The organism is Neobacillus cucumis, assembly GCF_023715505.1.
This window is the reverse complement of sequence record NZ_JAMBOH010000006.1, coordinates 16,976-35,255: the sequence shown is the minus strand read 5'-3', so window position 1 is coordinate 35,255 and position 18,280 is coordinate 16,976. Positions and strand designations below refer to the sequence as shown.

Genomic DNA, 18,280 nt, shown 5'->3' with positions numbered 1-18,280 from the left:
TGAGAGGATGATTCATAATGGTAAAGGTACTTTATAACGGAGATATTCAAGAGGAAGTTTTACAAGGAAAGAAAATCGCAGTAATCGGATATGGCTCTCAAGGTCATGCACATGCGCTTAACTTAAAAGAAAGCGGCTTTGATGTAGTAGTTGGTTTACGCGAAGGAAAATCATGGGATAAAGCAGTTGAAGATGGTTTAGACGTTCGTCCTGTTGCAGAAGCAACTGCAGCTGCTGATGTAGTAATGGTTCTTCTTCCAGATGAAATGCAGCCTAAAGTATATGAAGAAAGCATCAAAGCAAATCTTCAAGCAGGAAACGCATTAGTTTTTGCACATGGTTTCAACATTCACTTCAGCCAAATCGTTGCTCCTGCTGATGTTGACGTATTCTTAGTAGCTCCAAAAGGCCCAGGACATTTAGTTCGCCGTACTTATACAGAAGGTGCTGGAGTTCCTGCTCTATATGCGGTTTACCAAGACTACACTGGTCAAGCTCGTGATGTTGCTCTTGCTTATGCAAAAGGAATCGGCTCTGCTCGTGCCGGAGTATTGGAAACTACTTTCCAAGAAGAAACAGAAACAGATTTATTCGGAGAACAAGCGGTTCTTTGCGGCGGTGCTACTGCCCTAATCAAAGCTGGCTTCGAAACTCTAGTAGAAGCTGGTTACCAGCCTGAAGTTGCTTATTTCGAGTGTTTACATGAATTGAAATTAATCGTTGACCTTTTATATGAAGGTGGATTAGAAAACATGCGTTATTCTATCTCTGACACTGCACAATGGGGAGATTTCGTTTCTGGACCACGTGTAGTGAACGAAGATACTAAAGCACGCATGAAAGAAGTATTAAAAGATATCCAAACTGGTAAATTTGCTCAGGGCTGGATCTTAGAGAACCAAACAAACCGCCCACAATTCAATGCGATTAACCGTGCTGAAAACAATCACCAAATCGAGGTAGTCGGCCGCGAGCTTCGTGCATTAATGCCGTTTATTAAGAAGCCAGTAAATGCGAAGAAAGAAGTGGTGGTAAATGGTTCACGTTAACATCTTTGATACAACCTTACGTGATGGAGAACAGTCTCCTGGTGTAAATTTAAACCAGCTTGAGAAATTAGAAATCGCCAGACAGCTTGAACGGTTTGGTGTTGACATTATGGAGGCCGGCTTTCCGGCTTCCTCTCAAGGCGATTTTGAAGCAGTAAGAGCCATTGCCCAGACAATCAAAAACTCTTCGGTTACAGGCCTGGCACGTGCAACAAAATCGGACATTGACATTGCGTGGGATGCGTTAAAGGATGCAGCCGAACCTAGATTGCATGTTTTTCTTGCTACCTCCCCTATCCATATGCAATATAAGCTGATGAAAACTCCAGAGGAGGTTATTAACACAGCAGTAGACATGGTTAGATATGCGAAACAAAGATTTCCGCATATTGAATGGTCTGCAGAAGATGCTTCCCGCTCTGATCTGGATTTTCTAGTTCAAATTATTACAAAGGTCATTGATGCCGGCGCAACTGTCATTAATCTTCCGGATACAGTAGGTTATACAACCCCTGAAGAATACGGGCGGATGTTCCGTTACATCAGAGAAAATGTACCTAATATTCATAAGGCTGCCCTTTCCTGTCATTGTCATGATGATTTAGGAATGGCCGTCGCCAATACGTTAGCAGCAATTGAAAATGGTGTAACTCAAGTTGAAGGTACCATTAACGGGATTGGGGAACGTGCCGGCAATGCCTCTCTAGAAGAAGTTGCCGTTGCCCTAAATATCCGTAAAGATAAGTATCCATATACTACGAATCTAGTTTTAAAAGAAATTAAACGCACAAGTGATTTGGTCAGCCGTTTAACAGGGATGATTGTTCCGCCTAATAAAGCAGTTGTAGGAAGAAATGCCTTCGCTCATGAATCAGGAATACATCAGGACGGTGTATTAAAAAATGCACTAACCTATGAAATTATCACCCCTGAATTAGTCGGGGTTACATCCAATGACTTAGTTCTTGGAAAGCATTCTGGCCGCCATGCCTTCAATGACAAAATCGAGCAATTAGGTTACTCCTTATCACCTGAAAAACTTGCTGAAGCATTTACTTCTTTTAAACAATTAACTGATCGTAAAAAGGAAGTTACAGATGAGGATTTATTTACCATCTTAACTGACATTCAGACAGCGACTATCGATGTGAAAAAATATGAATTGGTTGCTTTCCAAGTGCACTATGGTTCAGCAAATCTTCCTACTGCGACTGTTGCCCTTACCACTCCAGAGGGTAATCGAGTTGAAACAGCACGTACCGGATCTGGAAGTGTTGAAGCATTGATGAACACTCTTGAAGCACTAATTGAAGAAGAAATCCATTTGACTGATTTCAGACTAAGCTCTGTTGGTCAAGGACGCGACGCTCTTGCGGAGGTCCATGTAAAGATGACGGTAAACGGAAACTCTTACTCGGGCCGCGGCTCTGCCCAAGACGTTTTAGAAGCATCAGCAAAGTCCTTCTTAAATGCAGTCAATCGTGCTTGTTTTAACCAAACAGCAGTGGTTCAAGAACCAGCAGCACTATAAAAGAATCTTATATAAAAATTAGGCGTCTACATAGGCGCCCTCTCTTAAAACACAAAAATAAGGAGGTTGCTTCTAGTGAAAAAACATATTGTCTTACTTCCCGGTGATGGAATTGGCAAGGAAGTTATCAACTCCGCAAAAGATGTCTTACAAGCTATTGCGGAAGAATATAATCATAGTTTTAGCTTTGAAACCCATGAAATCGGAGGAGCAGCCATCGATCAGTACGGCACTCCCCTTCCGGATTCAACGGTAGATGCCTGCAAACAAGCAGATGCTGTTTTACTTGGTGCCGTGGGTGGACCAAAATGGGATCAAAACCCTTCCCATCTTCGTCCAGAACGTGGCTTGCTCGGTATCCGAAAAGCACTGGATTTGTATGCAAATTTAAGGCCTATTAAGGGATTTAAGAACCTCCTCCATGCCTCTCCACTAAAGGAAGAAGTAGTGTCAGGTAGCGACCTCCTCATTGTACGTGAATTAACGGGCGGGCTTTATTTCGGTACACCAAGCGAACGCCGTGATAATGGTAATGCTGTAGTCGACACACTTTCTTATACACGTAAGGAAATTGAAAGAATCGTAGATAAAGGCTTCCAAGCTGCCCAGCAGCGCTCGGGTCACCTAACTTCTGTTGATAAGGCCAATGTCCTTGAATCAAGCAAGATGTGGCGTGAAGTAGTTGAAGAGAAAAAAGCTCATTACCCTGATGTTGTGGTAGAACATTTGTTAGTTGATGCTGCCGCAATGAAATTAATCACGAACCCAACACAGTTTGATGTTATTGTGACAGAAAATCTTTTCGGCGATATTTTAAGTGACGAAGCTTCCGTTTTAACGGGCTCGATTGGTATGCTCCCTTCTGCCAGCCTGCGTGAAGACGGTGTTGGTCTGTACGAACCAGTTCACGGGTCCGCACCTGACATTGCGGGTAAAGGGATTGCCAATCCAGCTGCCATGATTTTATCAGCTGCCATGATGCTGAGATATTCATTTGATTTAAATAACGAAGCAAAAGTCATTGAAGATGCCGTACAGTCGGTTCTCGATTCTGGATTCCATACAGGTGACCTCCAAATCTCAGAAGGACGCCAAGTAGGAACCGCAGAAATGACAAAATTGATTGTTGATTATATCAAATCCCAGCATGCATCCAAATGCATCGCGAGCTGTTATTATTAATTCATTTGCAGGGTAAACCAGTTGGTTAATGGTTTACCCGCAATTTTTCTATCCAGAAAAACTATAAATCTCTTATAGTGAGGAAGTGTGCTATGAAAACACCAAAAACGATTATCCAAAAAATTTGGGAACAACATGTTGTTCATCAAGAAGAAGGAAAACCAGATTTACTATATATTGATTTACATCTTGTTCATGAAGTAACTTCCCCTCAAGCGTTTGAGGGCTTACGAATCAACGGGCGCAAGGTACGCCGACCTGACCTGACGTTTGCCACAATGGATCATAACGTACCCACCCGCCAGAGGCTGACTATTAACGATCCTGTTTCGAAAAATCAAATCGATACATTACAAAAAAATTGTCAGGAATTCGGAGTAACCCTTGCTGACATTCATCATCCAGATAACGGAATCGTCCATGTTATCGGACCTGAGCTTGGACTTACACAACCGGGTAAAACCATTGTTTGCGGCGACAGCCATACCTCTACACACGGTGCATTTGGTGCCCTGGCCTTTGGTATTGGAACAAGCGAAGTTGAACATGTTCTTGCCACACAAACCCTTTGGCAAGCCAAACCAAAAACCCTTAATGTAAAGGTTAATGGAAAACTTGGGACAGGCGTTACTGCAAAAGATTTAATCCTTGCGATTATCGGTAAATTTGGTGTTCAGTTTGGTACTGGTTACGTTATTGAATATACTGGTGAAGCAATCCGAGCCCTTTCCATGGATGAGCGCATGACGGTCTGCAACATGTCGATTGAGGCTGGTGCTAGAGCAGGATTAATTACTCCAGATGAAACCACTTTTGAATACCTACGCGGCCGGAGACATGCTCCACAAGGTGAAGAGTTTGAGAAAGCTGTAGAAAAATGGCGTGCTCTTGCAACAGATGAAGGTGCAGTTTATGATGCTGTAGTTGAAATTGATGCAGCTGAAGTTGAACCACAGGTAACATGGGGAACGAACCCAGGCATGTGTATACCGGTTACAGCAAACGTACCAAGCCCCGATGGTACCGACAAACCAAATGAAAAAGACGAAATCAAGCGTGCCCTTGAATATATGGGTCTTGAAGCTGGACAGCCTCTTTCAAGTGTAGCGATCGATCATGTATTTATTGGTTCCTGTACGAACTCAAGATTGAGCGATTTACGTAAAGCCGCTGAAGTAATTCGCGGCCGCAAAGTGAATCCTGGTGTTAAAGCGATTGTTGTTCCAGGTTCATTTAGTATTAAACTTGCCGCTGAAAAAGAGGGCATTGATCAAGTGTTTATTGAAGCTGGTTTTGAATGGCGTGAAGCAGGCTGCAGTATGTGTCTTGCAATGAATGATGATATTGTTCCTCCAGGCGGACGCTGTGCTTCTACTTCTAACCGAAACTTCGAAGGACGCCAAGGAAATGGTGCCCGCACCCACCTTGTAAGTCCAGAAATGGCAGCAGCTGCTGCTGTAGCTGGTCATTTTGTTGATGTCCGTCAATTTACTGCACAGGAGGTAATTTAAAATGGAACCGTTACGCTTACATCAAGGCCTTGTTTATCCATTAAACCGTTCCAATATTGATACTGACCAGATTATCCCAAAGCAGTTTTTGAAACGGATTGAACGCAGTGGTTTCGGCCAATTTTTATTTTATAACTGGCGTTTTGATGACAACGGGAATCCTCGTCCTGATTTTTCATTGAATGAGCCGAAGTATAAAGGCGCATCCATCATAGTTGCCGGCGAAAATTTTGGCTGTGGCTCTTCTCGTGAGCATGCCCCATGGGCAGTTCAGGATTTCGGCTTTAAAGTCATTATTGCTCCAAGCTATGCCGATATTTTTAAAAACAACTGTGTAAAAAATGGTATACTCGCGATTGTAGCTAGTGAGGATCAGGTTCAGACAATTATTAAAAAGGCTGAGTCCACAGAATACACATTAACAGTTGACCTTGAGGAACAGAAAGTATACGACAATGAAGGTTTTGAACTTTCATTCGATATCGCTCCATACCCTAAGCAAATGCTGCTTAATGGCTGGGATGAAATTGGCGTCACTTTAACATACCAGGATAAAATTAATCAATATGAAGCTGCAAGCAAATAAAATGCGCTGGGCATTGCCCTAGCGCATTTTTTCTGCAATTAAAATTCTGGCAGTTGATCCAGATTGTTCTCCTTAATGCCGTCTGGTTCACTCCGAATGATGTCCCGGCCATATTTATGAAAAACATCTACATGGGCGAGTTTGCCTGCCTTCGCTTCATTTAAAGCGGTTAGATAATCTAATTCCCGCCCAGAACTAGTTCTGAACGCGATGATGTCGCCATCATCATTTTTTCTAACTGCAACAAATTCCTCTTTTCCTGAGCTAATCCCTTGATTTGCTTCAACTTGTGCCTGCTGTTCACCTTGTGCCTTATACTCTTCGTAAATTTTTTGATAATCCTTCTGTTCCATCACTTCCACCTCCGAACATTAGTTATTATTTTTCATTATCATTTCATTTATCCTTTTGACAAAAATGTAAATAAATGTTCAAAATTACCGTTCATTTATGTAAGGGTTCTCTTTTTTTCAAAAGAAGAATAAATTAGATCCTATCCATCATGAATTGAACGAATTCTCTTACTACTAAGCCAAGTTTAGATATTGATAACTTGGCTTTTTACTATTTTCACTATCATAATTCACTTAATGGTGCCTGACACATCTTTTACGTTTTTCAAGATGAGAACCATGGTGTAGAGGAATACGATGTTAATGAGGAGGACGATGATGATTAAGACAGGGCTTATTTGGACACCTGTTGAGAATTGTAGAATGACCATGGCGGAAAGGGCAGTTAGTAGTGTTACATCTTTAAGGGTAATCACGGCTGCAAGAAGATAGCCGAATGGTCTTCGTCTGAAGAGTAAAATAGCCGCTAAGAAGCCAACCGGTACAACAAAGCCAAGGTCAAGTGCTTGTATGACAAGTGTTGTGTAATGTTCAAGTCCATCCGGTACAATGTGGAGAATCATCGGCAGTACGACTTTTCCGAGCCACATCATCCCAAACACAGTCGAAACAACAATTAAGAAGCCGCTAATGAATTTAATAGGAAGTGCCTCCTTAAATAATTGTGGTAAGATCGGAATATCAAAGGACATCATGGATAGTGTAAACGCAAAGAAACTTGCTGACATGATGAGGATATAAACAAGGAACATGGAGTTATACATGGAAAGAAACGAATAAGAAGCATATGTGTATAAGAAGTATCCGAGCGTTCCTGTGAGGAGCAGCCTCCCCTTTATCAATCCCTTTCCCGTTAGAACAAGTGAAATAATGAGCAAAGGAATACCTAAAAATAAGGTCACAAAATCTTGGGTGATGGCTTGTGTTGCCATTGATACGGAATCATGCTGATATAGCCCCTTTCCATAAATATCTACACTTTTACCGAATATTGACTCAAATTGATATCGACCCTGATCTTGATTTGAAACAAGAGCATATATCGTGGCGGCTAATGAAAATATAGATATTAATACCACCAACAAGCTGATCGGTCTGTAGTTTTTCATGTTTATTGCCCCTCCCTTAATATTTGGTTCATCTCTCCTCTTTATCGTATACCAAATACTCCCTATTACCTACAAACATACTAGTTCTTCACAAAAGATTCAGAATTCAAATTCCCACTTTTAACGAACCCTTGCTTTTTCACTTTGAGGCCTGACCAGTGTATACTACACTTAATTAGCTTTTACGGAGTGAAGACCATGCTAAATTTTGATAAATCCCATGATCCGCGTCAGAACAAATTGCTGATTGAGCAAATAACGGGAAACAGACTACCAATAAAAGATTTGATACTAGAAACCGAATCCCTATTTGAGCAAACACGGAACATTTCAACCATACCTCAACCCGAGGTAAACAACTCTTTTTCTATCTTGAAAAAACTTGAAGGTGGTGTTTTTCATCTTACTGCTGAGCGAACTCGACTGTTGGAACCCACTCGAATATTACTGGACCATGAGGGAAATGTCGTTCCAGATTGGAAAGACAAGCTTGATGTGGAGTACAAGCGTTTACTAGCTAACATTAAGACAGAAATAAATGTATTGGATTATGGTGCAGTTGGCGACGGAAAGACAGATTGCACCTCTGCATTTAAAAAGGCACTTGGTAACGGACAAGTTAAAGTAATCGTTCCTCCTGGAATTTATGTCACGAAGGGTATTACACTGCCGAATTGGTCATGGCTTATCGGCTCGGGTACAGGCACGACCACGATTAAACTTCATGACAAAGCCCCAAAGGGCACTAGATTAATCACAAACGCTAATCATTGGAAAGGAAATCATCACCTTTTTGTCCAAGGGTTAAGTTTGGATTGGAACGTCGAAAGACTCGGTAATGTTCAAAAGACAAGTACATGGGGCAACCATTCAAGCTGTTTAACCTATGCAAATGTTACTTACGGCTGGGTGAAAGACGTGGAAGGAATAAACCCCGGGCTTCATTGTTTTGATATTTCTTCAACATTATACAATTATGCCGGTGACGGATATCGGGCCCGCGGCGGCAGCAAATATGTCTGGATTGATCATGTGACTGGCTACGGTTTTGGTGACGATGGAATTACCACACACCACAGCGATTATATTTTTATCTCTAATTCACATATGTGCGACCCAAGCGGTCGTGCTCATCAACAGGGCTTCTCTAATTCAAACGGAATTGAGATTGATGATGGTTCGCGGAATGTTTGTTTAGTGAATAATTCGAGTGCCCGATGCTTTGGCGGAATTGAAATAAAGGCCCATCAGAATTCTTCTGCGGCGTCCAACGTGATAATCATGGGCCATATTTCTCTCAATGATAATCGTTCTTTTAACTTCCGCCATATAGGCCGCCATAAACTGAACGATTCAGAATCGAGGAGCGCCCATAATATTATCGCTGCCAATCTGGCGGCGATTGCACCGGTATACTCTGATTTATATAAGGATTCAACACCACGAGGATTAGTCGTTTCCGCGTATAAAAATGTGGCCATTAATCAATTTACAGTGGTTGGCAGCCCCGAGTATGACTTTAAAGGCAACCCGGTTATTGCGGTGCAATATCGAGCTAGAAATGTAATTTTGAGCAGGGTGACAATCAAGGATTTTACAAATCGAGGGCCTTGTATAAAGGTTTACGGCGGTGTTAATCATGCTGACTCTATTAAAATTCAAGATTGCTCTCCAGAAGAAATTGAGGTTGGGCCGGGTGTACAAGATGTGTGGATTGAAACAATGGCCCCTGCTGCCCATTGACCTACCGGAATTTAGACCACAGAACAAAAGCGCTGGAGCTGGACGTCGATAGTCCGTTTTTTTATAGTTATCCATAAGCGAATATTTTATAATTTTCTTAACGATGAAAAAAGCGTCAAATTATTTTTGACGCTTCCCTTCCTTCTCAACCACAATTTCGTCTACTAGTTTTTCAGCAGCTCTTCTATATAGATTACTCATATGGACTAGAGAAGAAATCATCAGAACCTTCTCTAAATAAGCAGCGTCTTCTTGGTGGTCCTCAGAAATTTCCTCCTTTACTTGAGTTGTCCTATCTCCAATATCTACTTTAAAATCAGCAACATTTTGGCTGGTTAGATGTAAGTAACTACTATAAAAAGAATCTAAATCCATTTTTTCATTTATAATTTTTTTATTAATTCCGCTTAGGGTCACTTTAATATCATTGATCGATAGTGCCCCCTTTAGTTGGTAAATCAAGCTCATTAAAATTAGATGTTCTTTTGAGTATTTTTTATTTTGTATCGGAAAAATCAATTTTCCCTTTGCATAGTTATTAATCATGGTTTTAGTAAGAATCTTATCTTCTTGATTCCGCTTTGACTCGTTGAATTTATTTTCAAATAATTGAATGACCTGGTCCATATATAAATCAATGTTTGGAATTTCATCCAGTGTTAAATTTATCTCAGGACCTATCGAATCAATGATATGTTTGATATTTTCCATTTTAAAAGCCCCCGCTAACTTAAATCGATAATATTATTATACATAATGAGATAAAGATTGACTAGGTTCTGTTTTATCAGTATTATTATAAGTAGTTATAAAAACTACATGTTGTGATCAGGAGGAAAAAAATGCATAATTATATTCGAGAACCCATTAATGGATTAACCCATTTAGCCGGAGCCGTTTTATCCTTTGTCGGTCTGCTCATGATGGTCATAAAAGCGTCCATGACCACCCCAACTCCAATTGCGATTACAGCCGTCATTATTTTTGGTGTCAGTATGATCCTCCTCTACTCTGCTTCAGCGACATATCATATGGTCATTGCACGTGATAAAGTGATCGCCTTTTTGCGTCGGCTCGATCATTCGATGATTTTTGTTCTGATTGCGGGAACGTATACGCCTTTTTGTTTTATTAGTCTGAACGGAAAAACAGGTGCCATTTTATTTTCAATTATCTCGGCGGTTGCGATTAGCGGCGTTGTTTTTAAAATGGTCTGGTTTTCTTGTCCGCGCTGGATTTCGACTGCTTTGTACATCGCGATGGGCTGGATGATTGTGTTTGTCTTCTCACCACTTACCGGAAGCCTAAACTCGATTGGACTGTTCTTACTTATCCTTGGAGGAATCTTCTATACGATCGGCGGAGTCATTTACGGGGCAAAACCGAAGTTCCTTGAAACTAAATATCTTGGCTTCCACGAGATTTTTCATATTTTTATCTTATTAGGAACCCTGTCACATTTCTTAACGGTATACTTGTATGTGATTTAATTTAAACGCCTCTAATCAAGGCGTTTTTATTTTGCAAAAATACATATTTAATACAAATTCGTTAACATTAAACTTTTTATATTGACTCAAACTAAGATGAGGTTTTAATAATGTTTATCTGCTTCTTATTAAGTTTAGCCAATTTGGATGGGATTAAATCGGGGTCATGTGAACGTATAACAAATTGGTTAAAAACAACTGAGGTGTTTAATTTGTTTCGATTAATATTTCAAATTATCGTCATTGGACTATGCTCGATTCTTTTCGGCTTTGCGTTTAATACCTTCCTAATTCCCCATAAGCTAACGTCCGGTGGTGTAACAGGTATCTCCTTTTTAATTCAACACTTTACCCATATTAATACGGGGTTAATTATTCTTGCCATTAATATTCCATTATTTTTTGTTGGGATGAAATACTTAGGGAAAAAATTTGTCTTGTTTACTGGATATGCGGTGTTGGTTTTATCTCTTAGTATGAGATTCATCCCGATTCGGGCTATCAGTCCTGATATTCTTCTATCCTCGATTATTGGCGGTGCACTCTATGGAATTGCTGTTGGACTCATTATCCGTCAAGGCGGGTCCACGGGCGGGACTGATATTATCAGTTTAACCCTTGCCAAAAAGAGGAACATTCAAGTTGGTTTTTTAAACACGATTATGAATCTTTTTGTGGTAGGGAGTTCTGGACTGATTTTTGGCTGGAATATTACCCTTTATACAATAATTGCGATCTATGTGGCCGGCCGTGCTGTCGATATGGTTTATACCAATCAAAATAAATTGACGATTACAATTATAACCGATAAGTATCATGAACTAACGGACGCTCTATTTCAACTGCATGCGAGAGGGGTTACAATGACCGATGTCGAGGGGGCTTACACTCATAAGCAAAGGAAAATGTTAACAACTGTTATTACCAAATTTGAGCTTAATGAAACAAAGCATACGATTAAAAATGTTGACCCTCAGGCGTTTGTGAATATCATACAAACGATGGAAGTGATGGGGCGATTCCGGAAAAATTAAAAGCAGACGCCATTTACGGTTCGGCCTTCTGCTTTTGTACTGGGGATGATGTAATTCTAGGATCCGGCTTCCTGTCTTTTATGTCTAAGCTCCTCCATCAACACTTGAGCATGATTATAGATAGGTTCTTTTGCTCCATATAAAAGAGTCACCCTGTCTTCCTCAGCCAGCTCAAGTATTTTCTTGACTAAATCACCTTTCTCATTATCCGTCCGCAGCTCAACAAGATACTTTGTTCGAAACTCTTCAAAAAGTTCCGGTACATGACAAAACGATTTCCTCAGCTCATTACTCGGGGCTACTTCTTTAAACCAAAAAGATAATTTTGCTGCATCCTTCGAAATCCCGCGCGGCCAGAGCCGGTCAACCAAAATCCTGCAGCCATCCATCTCATCATATGGTTCATATATTCTTTTAATAAAGACATTAGACAAAAACAATCACCTCAATACGGGTCATCTCTCCATTCGTCCACTCCACACGGACAATGTACACGAATGGTGTCAGGCACTAATCGGTACACTTTTAGTTGATGAAAGACTTAGTCTTCATCTTTTATATCTATATCTTCTGGAATTGGTTCACTCTTCAATTCCTCCACTAATTTCTTGTATTTCTCAAGCTGTTCAAAATGTGTTTTGAACTGATTCTTGAAGATCATTACTACGCCATCTTCGTCATGCAAAACTCGTATTTTACCTTGTAAAATTAGTTTCTCTACATATGGTACAGACACCGATAAATACTTAGCCGTTTCCTCTAATGTTAAATACACTTTTTCGTCACTCCTACTACTAACTTTGTAAAGCCTACTATAGCCTATTTTAGCATGAGTTACTTAATTTTCTACTATTCTCATTTCTGTCCGTTCACCAACAAACTCATGCCGTAGAGGTTGAACATAAATAAATGAATGAGAAAAAAGGACAACAAACAGTTAAAAACCCCTGCATTGTAAATTTCATGGCAGAGGTTTTTGTTTATTGTTATCAAATGAATATTTTCAAAAGTGTTAGTCTATTTTGTAATAACCACAAACAACTTGACCGACTGCTTTTGCGGCTACTAATAGGGCATCTTCATCAATATCGAATTTTGGATGGTGATTAAAGTATGGTTTTTCTACCCCTTTTGGTGTGCAGCAAATGTAGAAGAAGCACGCAGGAAATCTTTTCGCATAGTGTGCAAAGTCTTCTGATGGAGACATCTTAGGAAATTCCTTTACTTGCATAATTTCTTTTTCATTTGCATTTTTCAAAAATCCGGCAACCATGTCTGTCACTTCTGGATCGTTATATAATGGAGGATAATCTGGTGTATAAGTAAGTTCACAAGTTACATTAAATTCTTGTTCAATCCCCATGGCGATACGGCGAATTTCTTGTTCAATTAATTCGCGGGTTTCATCTGTCATGGCACGGACATCACCTTCAAGCACTACACTATCTTTAATGACATTGAATGTTCCTTTTCCGTCAAATGACCCAATCGTAATAACCCCCATATCAAATGGGTTTAAGCGGCGGCTGACAACCGTTTGAATAGCTGTTACGAAATGGGAAGCAGCTACAATGGCATCATTTGCTAAGTGAGGAGAAGAACCATGTCCCCCTGTACCTTGAACTTTCAACTTAAAGTAGGCACGTCCTGGAAATACATAGCCGCTGTTATAGCCGACAACGCCTGCTGGTCCAAGCGGCAGTAAATGAATCCCGAAAATATGATCTAAATCATCCAGTAAACCAGATTTAATCATCCCTATTGCGCCACCAGGCGGTACCTCCTCAGCAGGTTGATGAATAATTTTGATCTTGCCAGGGATTTCATCCTTGAGTTGAATTAAGCAGTCAGCAAGAATCATCAGATAAGCGGTATGTCCATCATGAGCGCAAGCATGCATGACACCTGGTTTTTTCGATTTAAATGGTACATCAGTTTCTTCAAAAATTGGAAGCGCATCAAAATCAGCACGCAGCCCAATTGTTTTTCCAGGTTTTCCACCTGTTATGGTCACGATAAGGCCATGTCCGCCTCCAACATTGGTTTGTACTTCGACAGCTTTACCTTTATAAAACTCTTCAATAAATTTACTGGTATTTTCTTCTTCAAATGATAGTTCGGGATTTTCATGAAGATATCGACGAATTTTAATCATTTCTATTTTACGGTCTTCTAACATTTTCATTAATTTGTCTTTCATTCTTTTTACCTCCATTTACATTCTTACTCATTGTTCAGTATGTCGAATAGATTAATTAACTAACCTTTTTGTTGAGTACATTTTCTTTATGTTCTTTTCCTCATTTTTTGGAACCAATAGATATTGGGCGGCTACAGGGGTTTACAAAATGGAAAGCTCACTTGGAGGAGCATTCGGATTTGCCATTTCTGCAGCTGTTTATGGAGCTGTTCCAAGTGCTGCTATTATTGAAGTTGCATCAGCAGGAGGAGTTATTGTCAGTTGGATTAAAAAAGAACAAAAAAGCCTCAAACCCTTCTCTCTCAAGGGTTTGAAGCTCCTAAAATGATAATGTTTTAATCCAAAATAACGCCAATCCCCGGACGGTGATTAAGAAAGTTTTCGCAGGCAAAGCCTCTTACCTCTTCCTCTTTATAATGCTTCAACAATTCATTAATCAGATTATGACTCTTAGAGGCATCTTCCAAATCCTTGACAAAGGCAGTAATACCATCAAAATCAGAACCCAAGCCAATTTGCTTCACGCCGCCTAGGGAACAAAAATGATCAATGTGTTTGACCAAATCTGAAATAGTCACTACTCCACTTTCCTTAATAAACGGAGGATTATAAACCACATGGACCAATCCACCTCGCGTAAACATAGCCTTCGCCTGTTCGTCCGTTAAATTCCGAGGATGGTTACAAAGAGCGCGGGCATTGGAATGGCTGGCAATCGGATACCTTGCTAATTCAATCACATCCCAAATTCCTTTGTCACTCAGATGAGATACATCCGTAAGAATTTGATGTTGATTATTAAACTCAACAATCTCCTTGCCAAACAGAGTCAGCCCTCCTCCGCGAGGTTCCCCGGCACCATCTGCAGCAAGATTTGCTTGGTTCCAAGTCAATCCCACCGACCGAACTCCTAACTGGTAGAGAATATGAAGCTTAGCCAAATCATTTCCGATGGCATCTACACCCTCAAGTGTTAACATCGCTCCTATCTGCCCAAGCTTCAAACGGTCAAAGTCCGACCACTCTTTGATATGGACCATATCTGGATTACGGCCGAGAACTTCCTTATAAAAATAATCAATTTGCTCAAGAGCGACCTGAAACTTCTGATCGCCTTTAATATCCGGCTCAATAAAGATGGCAAAGCATTGGACTTTGACCTGGCCGGCTTGTAGCCGCTTCTTATTGGTATTGAGTTCATTTGCATCAGCAAATCGTAAGGAGCCCTTTGCTTCTTGGAGTTTCATCAAGGCATCGCAATGCAGATCAATAATATTCATATTTTCCAAACTCCTTTTTATAAAAATTTTACCATAACCAAAAAAGGTCAGATATAAAAATATCTAACCCGATTAATAGCGGCTTTAGTTTTCCTCCGCCATCTTTTTCACTCTCGGCAGGACCTTATCCCAAATTTCAGCGCTGGCATCTCGATAGATTTGACCATCTGCCATCGCCGAAAAATCACCTTGGAGAATATGAAGGGTCGTCTTGCCTTCCACTTCATCTAATTGAAAGGTAATTCCATCTTGCTCAGTAACCTTTGGTCTTTCTGCCATTCGAACATCAAAGACAGTAAAACGGAGAAGTTTGTTTCGCAGGGCAGCGGTTACATTCCCTTCAACAATTACAGTTCCGTCCTGGCCTTTCCAATAGACTGGACTTCCTAACTCCCAAGTTGACTCTAGATGAAACTCTGGCCCACCGCTTGAAAACTCGACTGCCCACTGACGATTTAATTCACTAATGGTTAAGACACCCCAAACCTTTGATGCAGGTGCATTAATTTCAATTGTCTTGTCCACAAATAATTTAGTCATCTGGCCCTCCAAAACTGGTAAAGTATTATTTCTATTATAAAGAAAAAATCGGCGGTGGTCCAAACCACCTGCCGATTAATATTTTCTTAGAAAAACAGGATCTGTTTTCAATATGTTCCGTCGGATGGTTTCATGACAGATGGATTGGACCTTTCCAATCCCCTGTGTCGAATTTGCTAAAACTCTCACCACAAAACCCGGAACGCCCAGCATCGATATACCGATTCTAGCATCCAGGTACTCATCAAACCTTTCTTGCAGTTCCTCAACCGCAGCTGAATTAATCCGATGATCAATAACGATCAATGACCCAAAATGAGTATAACCCTCCATCATGCCAACCCCTTCAATATCTTTGTCGGGTTGTAATTTAACATGATCAAAAAGTACCAATCGATCCCCCATGTAAATTTCCATTTTTGACTGGAGGAAGTCATATTGAAAAAGAGTTCCATCAGGAGCCCAGCCCGGGGTAAAAATGTCCGAGCAAATGAGCGAAGCATCTACCTCCATCTTCACCACCATCGTCTGCTTAAAACGAGCATTCTGATAGGCGATGACAGGGTCTGGCAAATACTCTAAAACACTTCCACTTTTTAAATAGATGTTCGTCTCTTGAAAAGCCGGTCGATTTCGTGTTTTATAAATTTTGGTAGAGGATTGGGTTGTCACAACCGCGCTTGCCGCTTCTTCCACCCCAATATCGATTTTATAGGTATCCCCGTCAACGTAGCCTCCACCGGGATTCATGATATAAAAATAAGCCTCGCCGCTTGTGGTAAGGTAAACGGGTCTGGTGATTTTAAAAGCCCCCTCTGAATACGAGTCCTTTAAAATGGTGTGATCCCCTTTTTTGGAAGCCATTAGGCTTAGGTATCCAGTCCACATTTCCACCTATCCCAATCCTACTAACAACGTATTCTTTTTTATCCAATCAATTACCTGGTCAAGGCCTGTATCGGTTTTTAAATTCGTAAAAATGTATGGTTTGGTACCTCTGGCTGCCTTCGTATCTGATTCCATGACCTCCAAACTCGCCCCCACATACGGTGCCAAATCAATCTTGTTAATAATAAACAGATCTGATTTAATCATGCCTTGGCCGCCTTTACGCGGGATTTTTTCCCCCTGGGCAACATCAATTATGTATATAGAGAAATCGACCAGTTCCGGACTAAAGGTAGCAGCCAGGTTATCCCCTCCGCTCTCGACAAAAATAATCGAAAGGTCAGGATGTTTTTCCTTTAATTCATCAATCGCGGCAAAATTCATTGATGCATCTTCCCGTATCGCGGTATGCGGACAGCCTCCTGTTTCCACGCCAATTATTCGGTCACCAGGCAGCACACTATTTTTAATTAAAAATTGGGCATCTTCCTTTGTGTAAATATCATTCGTTACGACAGCCATTTTAAATTCATCATTTAGATGTCTCGTTAACCGCTCGACCAGCATGGTTTTTCCTGCTCCAACCGGCCCGCCAATTCCAATTCGTATAGGCTCCATCTTCTCCCCTTCTTTCTTTTATTTTTCAAGACATAAATAACCGTACATGCAGCCTCTCATGACGCATTTGGGCAATTTCAATCCCAGGGGCAACTGCACCAAAATCATCATGCTCCATTTTGTCTATTTGTTTTACCGTTTCTACTAAATAAGGCTGAAGCTCTAAAAGAATTTGTTGGCCCGCTGTTTGACCTAGCGGAATACCGCGTACCGCATTTTGAACTAGTGTTCCGACAGTGGAATATAGAAAGGTCAACATAATTTGATATTGGTCTATTTTTAAAAATTGACTAATAATCGCAAATACAATAGCAGGATGTCCATAGGCTTCACTTTGTTTTATTTTCATCTGATAATCTTCTAATAATGGAATTGAATATAAATCCCTGCCCATTTTAATGAGCCTCTCGCCAATTCTCCTATTAGCTTGGCGGGTTTCTTTAGGAATATTTTGTATATAAAGCTTTCGGTCGAGGGCCCAAACCTCCTCTATTTGTTTCTGTCTTAAGGCATCAATAGCCAACCGGCAGGCGAGCCCATCAGTTGCAGCAAGTTGTTTTTTCAAAAACATGCTAATCCAACTAAAGAATGTTTCTTTATCATGAATCGTGCCTTCCTGTATATAGGTTTCCAGACCAAATGAATGGGAAAAGGCTCCTGAAGGAAAGTTCGAATCGCCAAATTGCAGCAAAGCTAATAGCTGGTTATCCATGATGATGACCGATATGACGGAAGGCCTTTTTTACTTTTCTTATTTGCCTAGAATACGGTACATCTAATTGTTCTAGGAGCTCCTGAACAAGGTAATCATATTGGACGAGCATATCTTCACCTTCAAATTGAGCAGGCAAATGACGGTTCCCGAGCTGATGGGCAATCTCCCCCATTTGCTTTATATTCGCAGGGTGAATCACCAGCAAGTCATCATTCATGACACTTATGACGATCATATTGTGTTCATCCATATATAATATATCGCCCTCTATAAGATCTTTAGGCTCCTTTAAACGAATCCCCACCTCTTTCCCATGGTCGGTAGTCACCCGCTGGATGCGCTTCACCAAATCATCGCTTGATAAATAGACCTTTTCGATATGCCTGCCAGATGATGGGATATCCTCAACATTCCCAACGATTTGTTCAATAATCATCTTTATCCCCCTTTA

Annotated in this window: 21 protein-coding genes; 9 read left to right on the top strand and 12 right to left on the bottom strand. The window is 40.6% G+C overall.

The genetic code is table 11. The annotated features are described in order from the left end of the window. Positions 1–17: 17 nt before the first annotated feature. The 5 genes from ilvC (at position 18) to leuD (ending at position 5,859) form a co-directional block, all read left to right on the top strand. Positions 18–1,049 carry a ketol-acid reductoisomerase gene (gene ilvC, locus M3226_RS10900; protein WP_251565213.1) on the top strand — a complete coding sequence of 344 codons (1,032 nt, stop codon included), beginning with the start codon at positions 18–20 and terminating at the stop codon, positions 1,047–1,049. Continuing rightward, positions 1,036–2,580: a 2-isopropylmalate synthase gene (locus M3226_RS10895; RefSeq protein ID WP_251565211.1), complete on the top strand. Its 1,545-nt coding sequence runs from the start codon at positions 1,036–1,038 to the stop codon at positions 2,578–2,580. Before ilvC ends, M3226_RS10895 begins: the two co-directional genes overlap by 14 nt. 75 nt (positions 2,581–2,655) lie before the next feature. Further along, positions 2,656–3,762 (top strand): 3-isopropylmalate dehydrogenase, encoded by a 1,107-nt coding sequence (gene leuB, locus M3226_RS10890; RefSeq protein WP_251565209.1) that lies wholly within the window; start codon positions 2,656–2,658, stop codon positions 3,760–3,762. A 92-nt stretch (positions 3,763–3,854) separates the two neighbouring features. Then, on the top strand, positions 3,855–5,273 hold the full coding sequence (gene leuC / locus M3226_RS10885) for a 3-isopropylmalate dehydratase large subunit (RefSeq protein ID WP_251565207.1): 1,419 nt from the start codon (positions 3,855–3,857) through the stop codon (positions 5,271–5,273). A gap of 1 nt (position 5,274) precedes the next feature. Next, positions 5,275–5,859 (top strand): 3-isopropylmalate dehydratase small subunit, encoded by a 585-nt coding sequence (gene leuD / locus M3226_RS10880; RefSeq protein ID WP_251565205.1) that lies wholly within the window; start codon positions 5,275–5,277, stop codon positions 5,857–5,859. A 38-nt stretch (positions 5,860–5,897) separates the two neighbouring features. Here the strand turns inward: leuD and M3226_RS10875 are convergent, their stop codons facing one another. Next, on the bottom strand, positions 5,898–6,212 hold the full coding sequence (locus M3226_RS10875) for a DUF3892 domain-containing protein (protein WP_251565202.1): 315 nt from the start codon (positions 6,210–6,212) through the stop codon (positions 5,898–5,900). A 230-nt stretch (positions 6,213–6,442) separates the two neighbouring features. Next, positions 6,443–7,321, bottom strand: a complete 879-nt coding sequence (locus M3226_RS10870; RefSeq protein ID WP_251565200.1) for a hypothetical protein — start codon at positions 7,319–7,321, stop codon at positions 6,443–6,445. Positions 7,322–7,519: 198 nt separating this feature from the next. Here M3226_RS10870 and M3226_RS10865 point away from each other — a divergent pair, with 198 nt between their 5' ends. After that, entirely contained in the window at positions 7,520–9,064 is a 1,545-nt protein-coding gene (locus M3226_RS10865) for a glycoside hydrolase family 55 protein (protein WP_251565198.1), read from the top strand. Between the two features lie 120 nt (positions 9,065–9,184). Here M3226_RS10865 and M3226_RS10860 read toward each other — a convergent pair whose 3' ends face one another. Further along, positions 9,185–9,775, bottom strand: coding sequence for a DUF1836 domain-containing protein (locus tag M3226_RS10860; protein WP_251565196.1), 591 nt, complete (start codon positions 9,773–9,775; stop codon positions 9,185–9,187). 131 nt (positions 9,776–9,906) lie between these two features. On the opposite strand from M3226_RS10860, the gene trhA reads away from it, so the two are divergent. Further along, positions 9,907–10,554 carry a PAQR family membrane homeostasis protein TrhA gene (gene trhA, locus M3226_RS10855; RefSeq protein WP_251565194.1) on the top strand — a complete coding sequence of 216 codons (648 nt, stop codon included), beginning with the start codon at positions 9,907–9,909 and terminating at the stop codon, positions 10,552–10,554. A gap of 110 nt (positions 10,555–10,664) precedes the next feature. Next, complete coding sequence (locus M3226_RS10850; RefSeq protein ID WP_251565192.1) at positions 10,665–11,588, top strand: YitT family protein; 924 nt, start codon at positions 10,665–10,667, stop codon at positions 11,586–11,588. 56 nt (positions 11,589–11,644) lie between these two features. On the opposite strand, the gene M3226_RS10845 is transcribed toward M3226_RS10850, so the two are convergent. The 3 genes from M3226_RS10845 to M3226_RS10835 form a co-directional block, all read right to left on the bottom strand. Further along, on the bottom strand, positions 11,645–12,022 hold the full coding sequence (locus tag M3226_RS10845; protein ID WP_251565190.1) for a DUF488 domain-containing protein: 378 nt from the start codon (positions 12,020–12,022) through the stop codon (positions 11,645–11,647). Between the two features lie 107 nt (positions 12,023–12,129). Continuing rightward, positions 12,130–12,363 carry an excisionase family DNA-binding protein gene (locus tag M3226_RS10840; RefSeq protein WP_098527370.1) on the bottom strand — a complete coding sequence of 78 codons (234 nt, stop codon included), beginning with the start codon at positions 12,361–12,363 and terminating at the stop codon, positions 12,130–12,132. A gap of 237 nt (positions 12,364–12,600) precedes the next feature. After that, entirely contained in the window at positions 12,601–13,788 is a 1,188-nt protein-coding gene (locus M3226_RS10835) for an amidohydrolase (protein WP_251565188.1), read from the bottom strand. 148 nt (positions 13,789–13,936) lie between these two features. On the opposite strand from M3226_RS10835, the gene M3226_RS10830 reads away from it, so the two are divergent. Beyond that, a complete protein-coding gene (locus tag M3226_RS10830) occupies positions 13,937–14,116 on the top strand; it encodes a hypothetical protein (RefSeq protein ID WP_251565635.1) in 180 nt (59 codons plus the stop codon). 7 nt (positions 14,117–14,123) lie between these two features. Here the strand turns inward: M3226_RS10830 and M3226_RS10825 are convergent, their stop codons facing one another. The 6 genes from M3226_RS10825 to ureE form a co-directional block, all read right to left on the bottom strand. Continuing rightward, positions 14,124–15,068, bottom strand: coding sequence for a dipeptidase (locus M3226_RS10825; RefSeq protein WP_251565186.1), 945 nt, complete (start codon positions 15,066–15,068; stop codon positions 14,124–14,126). An 84-nt stretch (positions 15,069–15,152) separates the two neighbouring features. Further along, positions 15,153–15,608 (bottom strand): SRPBCC family protein, encoded by a 456-nt coding sequence (locus M3226_RS10820; RefSeq protein WP_251565184.1) that lies wholly within the window; start codon positions 15,606–15,608, stop codon positions 15,153–15,155. A 75-nt stretch (positions 15,609–15,683) separates the two neighbouring features. Further along, on the bottom strand, positions 15,684–16,496 hold the full coding sequence (locus M3226_RS10815) for an urease accessory protein UreD (RefSeq protein ID WP_251565599.1): 813 nt from the start codon (positions 16,494–16,496) through the stop codon (positions 15,684–15,686). A gap of 6 nt (positions 16,497–16,502) precedes the next feature. After that, a complete protein-coding gene (ureG, locus tag M3226_RS10810) occupies positions 16,503–17,114 on the bottom strand; it encodes an urease accessory protein UreG (RefSeq protein WP_251565182.1) in 612 nt (203 codons plus the stop codon). A 25-nt stretch (positions 17,115–17,139) separates the two neighbouring features. After that, on the bottom strand, positions 17,140–17,826 hold the full coding sequence (locus M3226_RS10805) for an urease accessory protein UreF (RefSeq protein ID WP_251565180.1): 687 nt from the start codon (positions 17,824–17,826) through the stop codon (positions 17,140–17,142). Continuing rightward, entirely contained in the window at positions 17,819–18,265 is a 447-nt protein-coding gene (gene ureE, locus M3226_RS10800) for an urease accessory protein UreE (protein WP_251565178.1), read from the bottom strand. Before ureE ends, M3226_RS10805 begins: the two co-directional genes overlap by 8 nt. Between the last annotated feature and the right edge of the window lie 15 nt (positions 18,266–18,280).

Excerpts from the sequence above, each read along its gene's own strand:
- ilvC (WP_251565213.1), top strand. The coding sequence starts at position 18 with ATGGTAAAGGTACTTTATAACGGAGATATTCAAGAGGAAGTTTTACAA.
- M3226_RS10895 (WP_251565211.1), top strand. The coding sequence starts at position 1,036 with ATGGTTCACGTTAACATCTTTGATACAACCTTACGTGATGGAGAACAG.
- leuC (WP_251565207.1), top strand. The coding sequence starts at position 3,855 with ATGAAAACACCAAAAACGATTATCCAAAAAATTTGGGAACAACATGTT.
- leuD (WP_251565205.1), top strand. The coding sequence starts at position 5,275 with ATGGAACCGTTACGCTTACATCAAGGCCTTGTTTATCCATTAAACCGT.
- M3226_RS10875 (WP_251565202.1), bottom strand. The coding sequence starts at position 6,212 with ATGGAACAGAAGGATTATCAAAAAATTTACGAAGAGTATAAGGCACAA.
- M3226_RS10870 (WP_251565200.1), bottom strand. The coding sequence starts at position 7,321 with ATGAAAAACTACAGACCGATCAGCTTGTTGGTGGTATTAATATCTATA.
- M3226_RS10865 (WP_251565198.1), top strand. The coding sequence starts at position 7,520 with ATGCTAAATTTTGATAAATCCCATGATCCGCGTCAGAACAAATTGCTG.
- M3226_RS10860 (WP_251565196.1), bottom strand. The coding sequence starts at position 9,775 with ATGGAAAATATCAAACATATCATTGATTCGATAGGTCCTGAGATAAAT.
- trhA (WP_251565194.1), top strand. The coding sequence starts at position 9,907 with ATGCATAATTATATTCGAGAACCCATTAATGGATTAACCCATTTAGCC.
- M3226_RS10850 (WP_251565192.1), top strand. The coding sequence starts at position 10,665 with ATGTTTATCTGCTTCTTATTAAGTTTAGCCAATTTGGATGGGATTAAA.
- M3226_RS10835 (WP_251565188.1), bottom strand. The coding sequence starts at position 13,788 with ATGAAAGACAAATTAATGAAAATGTTAGAAGACCGTAAAATAGAAATG.
- M3226_RS10830 (WP_251565635.1), top strand. The coding sequence starts at position 13,937 with ATGGAAAGCTCACTTGGAGGAGCATTCGGATTTGCCATTTCTGCAGCT.
- M3226_RS10825 (WP_251565186.1), bottom strand. The coding sequence starts at position 15,068 with ATGAATATTATTGATCTGCATTGCGATGCCTTGATGAAACTCCAAGAA.
- M3226_RS10820 (WP_251565184.1), bottom strand. The coding sequence starts at position 15,608 with ATGACTAAATTATTTGTGGACAAGACAATTGAAATTAATGCACCTGCA.
- M3226_RS10815 (WP_251565599.1), bottom strand. The coding sequence starts at position 16,496 with ATGTGGACTGGATACCTAAGCCTAATGGCTTCCAAAAAAGGGGATCAC.
- ureG (WP_251565182.1), bottom strand. The coding sequence starts at position 17,114 with ATGGAGCCTATACGAATTGGAATTGGCGGGCCGGTTGGAGCAGGAAAA.
- M3226_RS10805 (WP_251565180.1), bottom strand. The coding sequence starts at position 17,826 with ATGGATAACCAGCTATTAGCTTTGCTGCAATTTGGCGATTCGAACTTT.
- ureE (WP_251565178.1), bottom strand. The coding sequence starts at position 18,265 with ATGATTATTGAACAAATCGTTGGGAATGTTGAGGATATCCCATCATCT.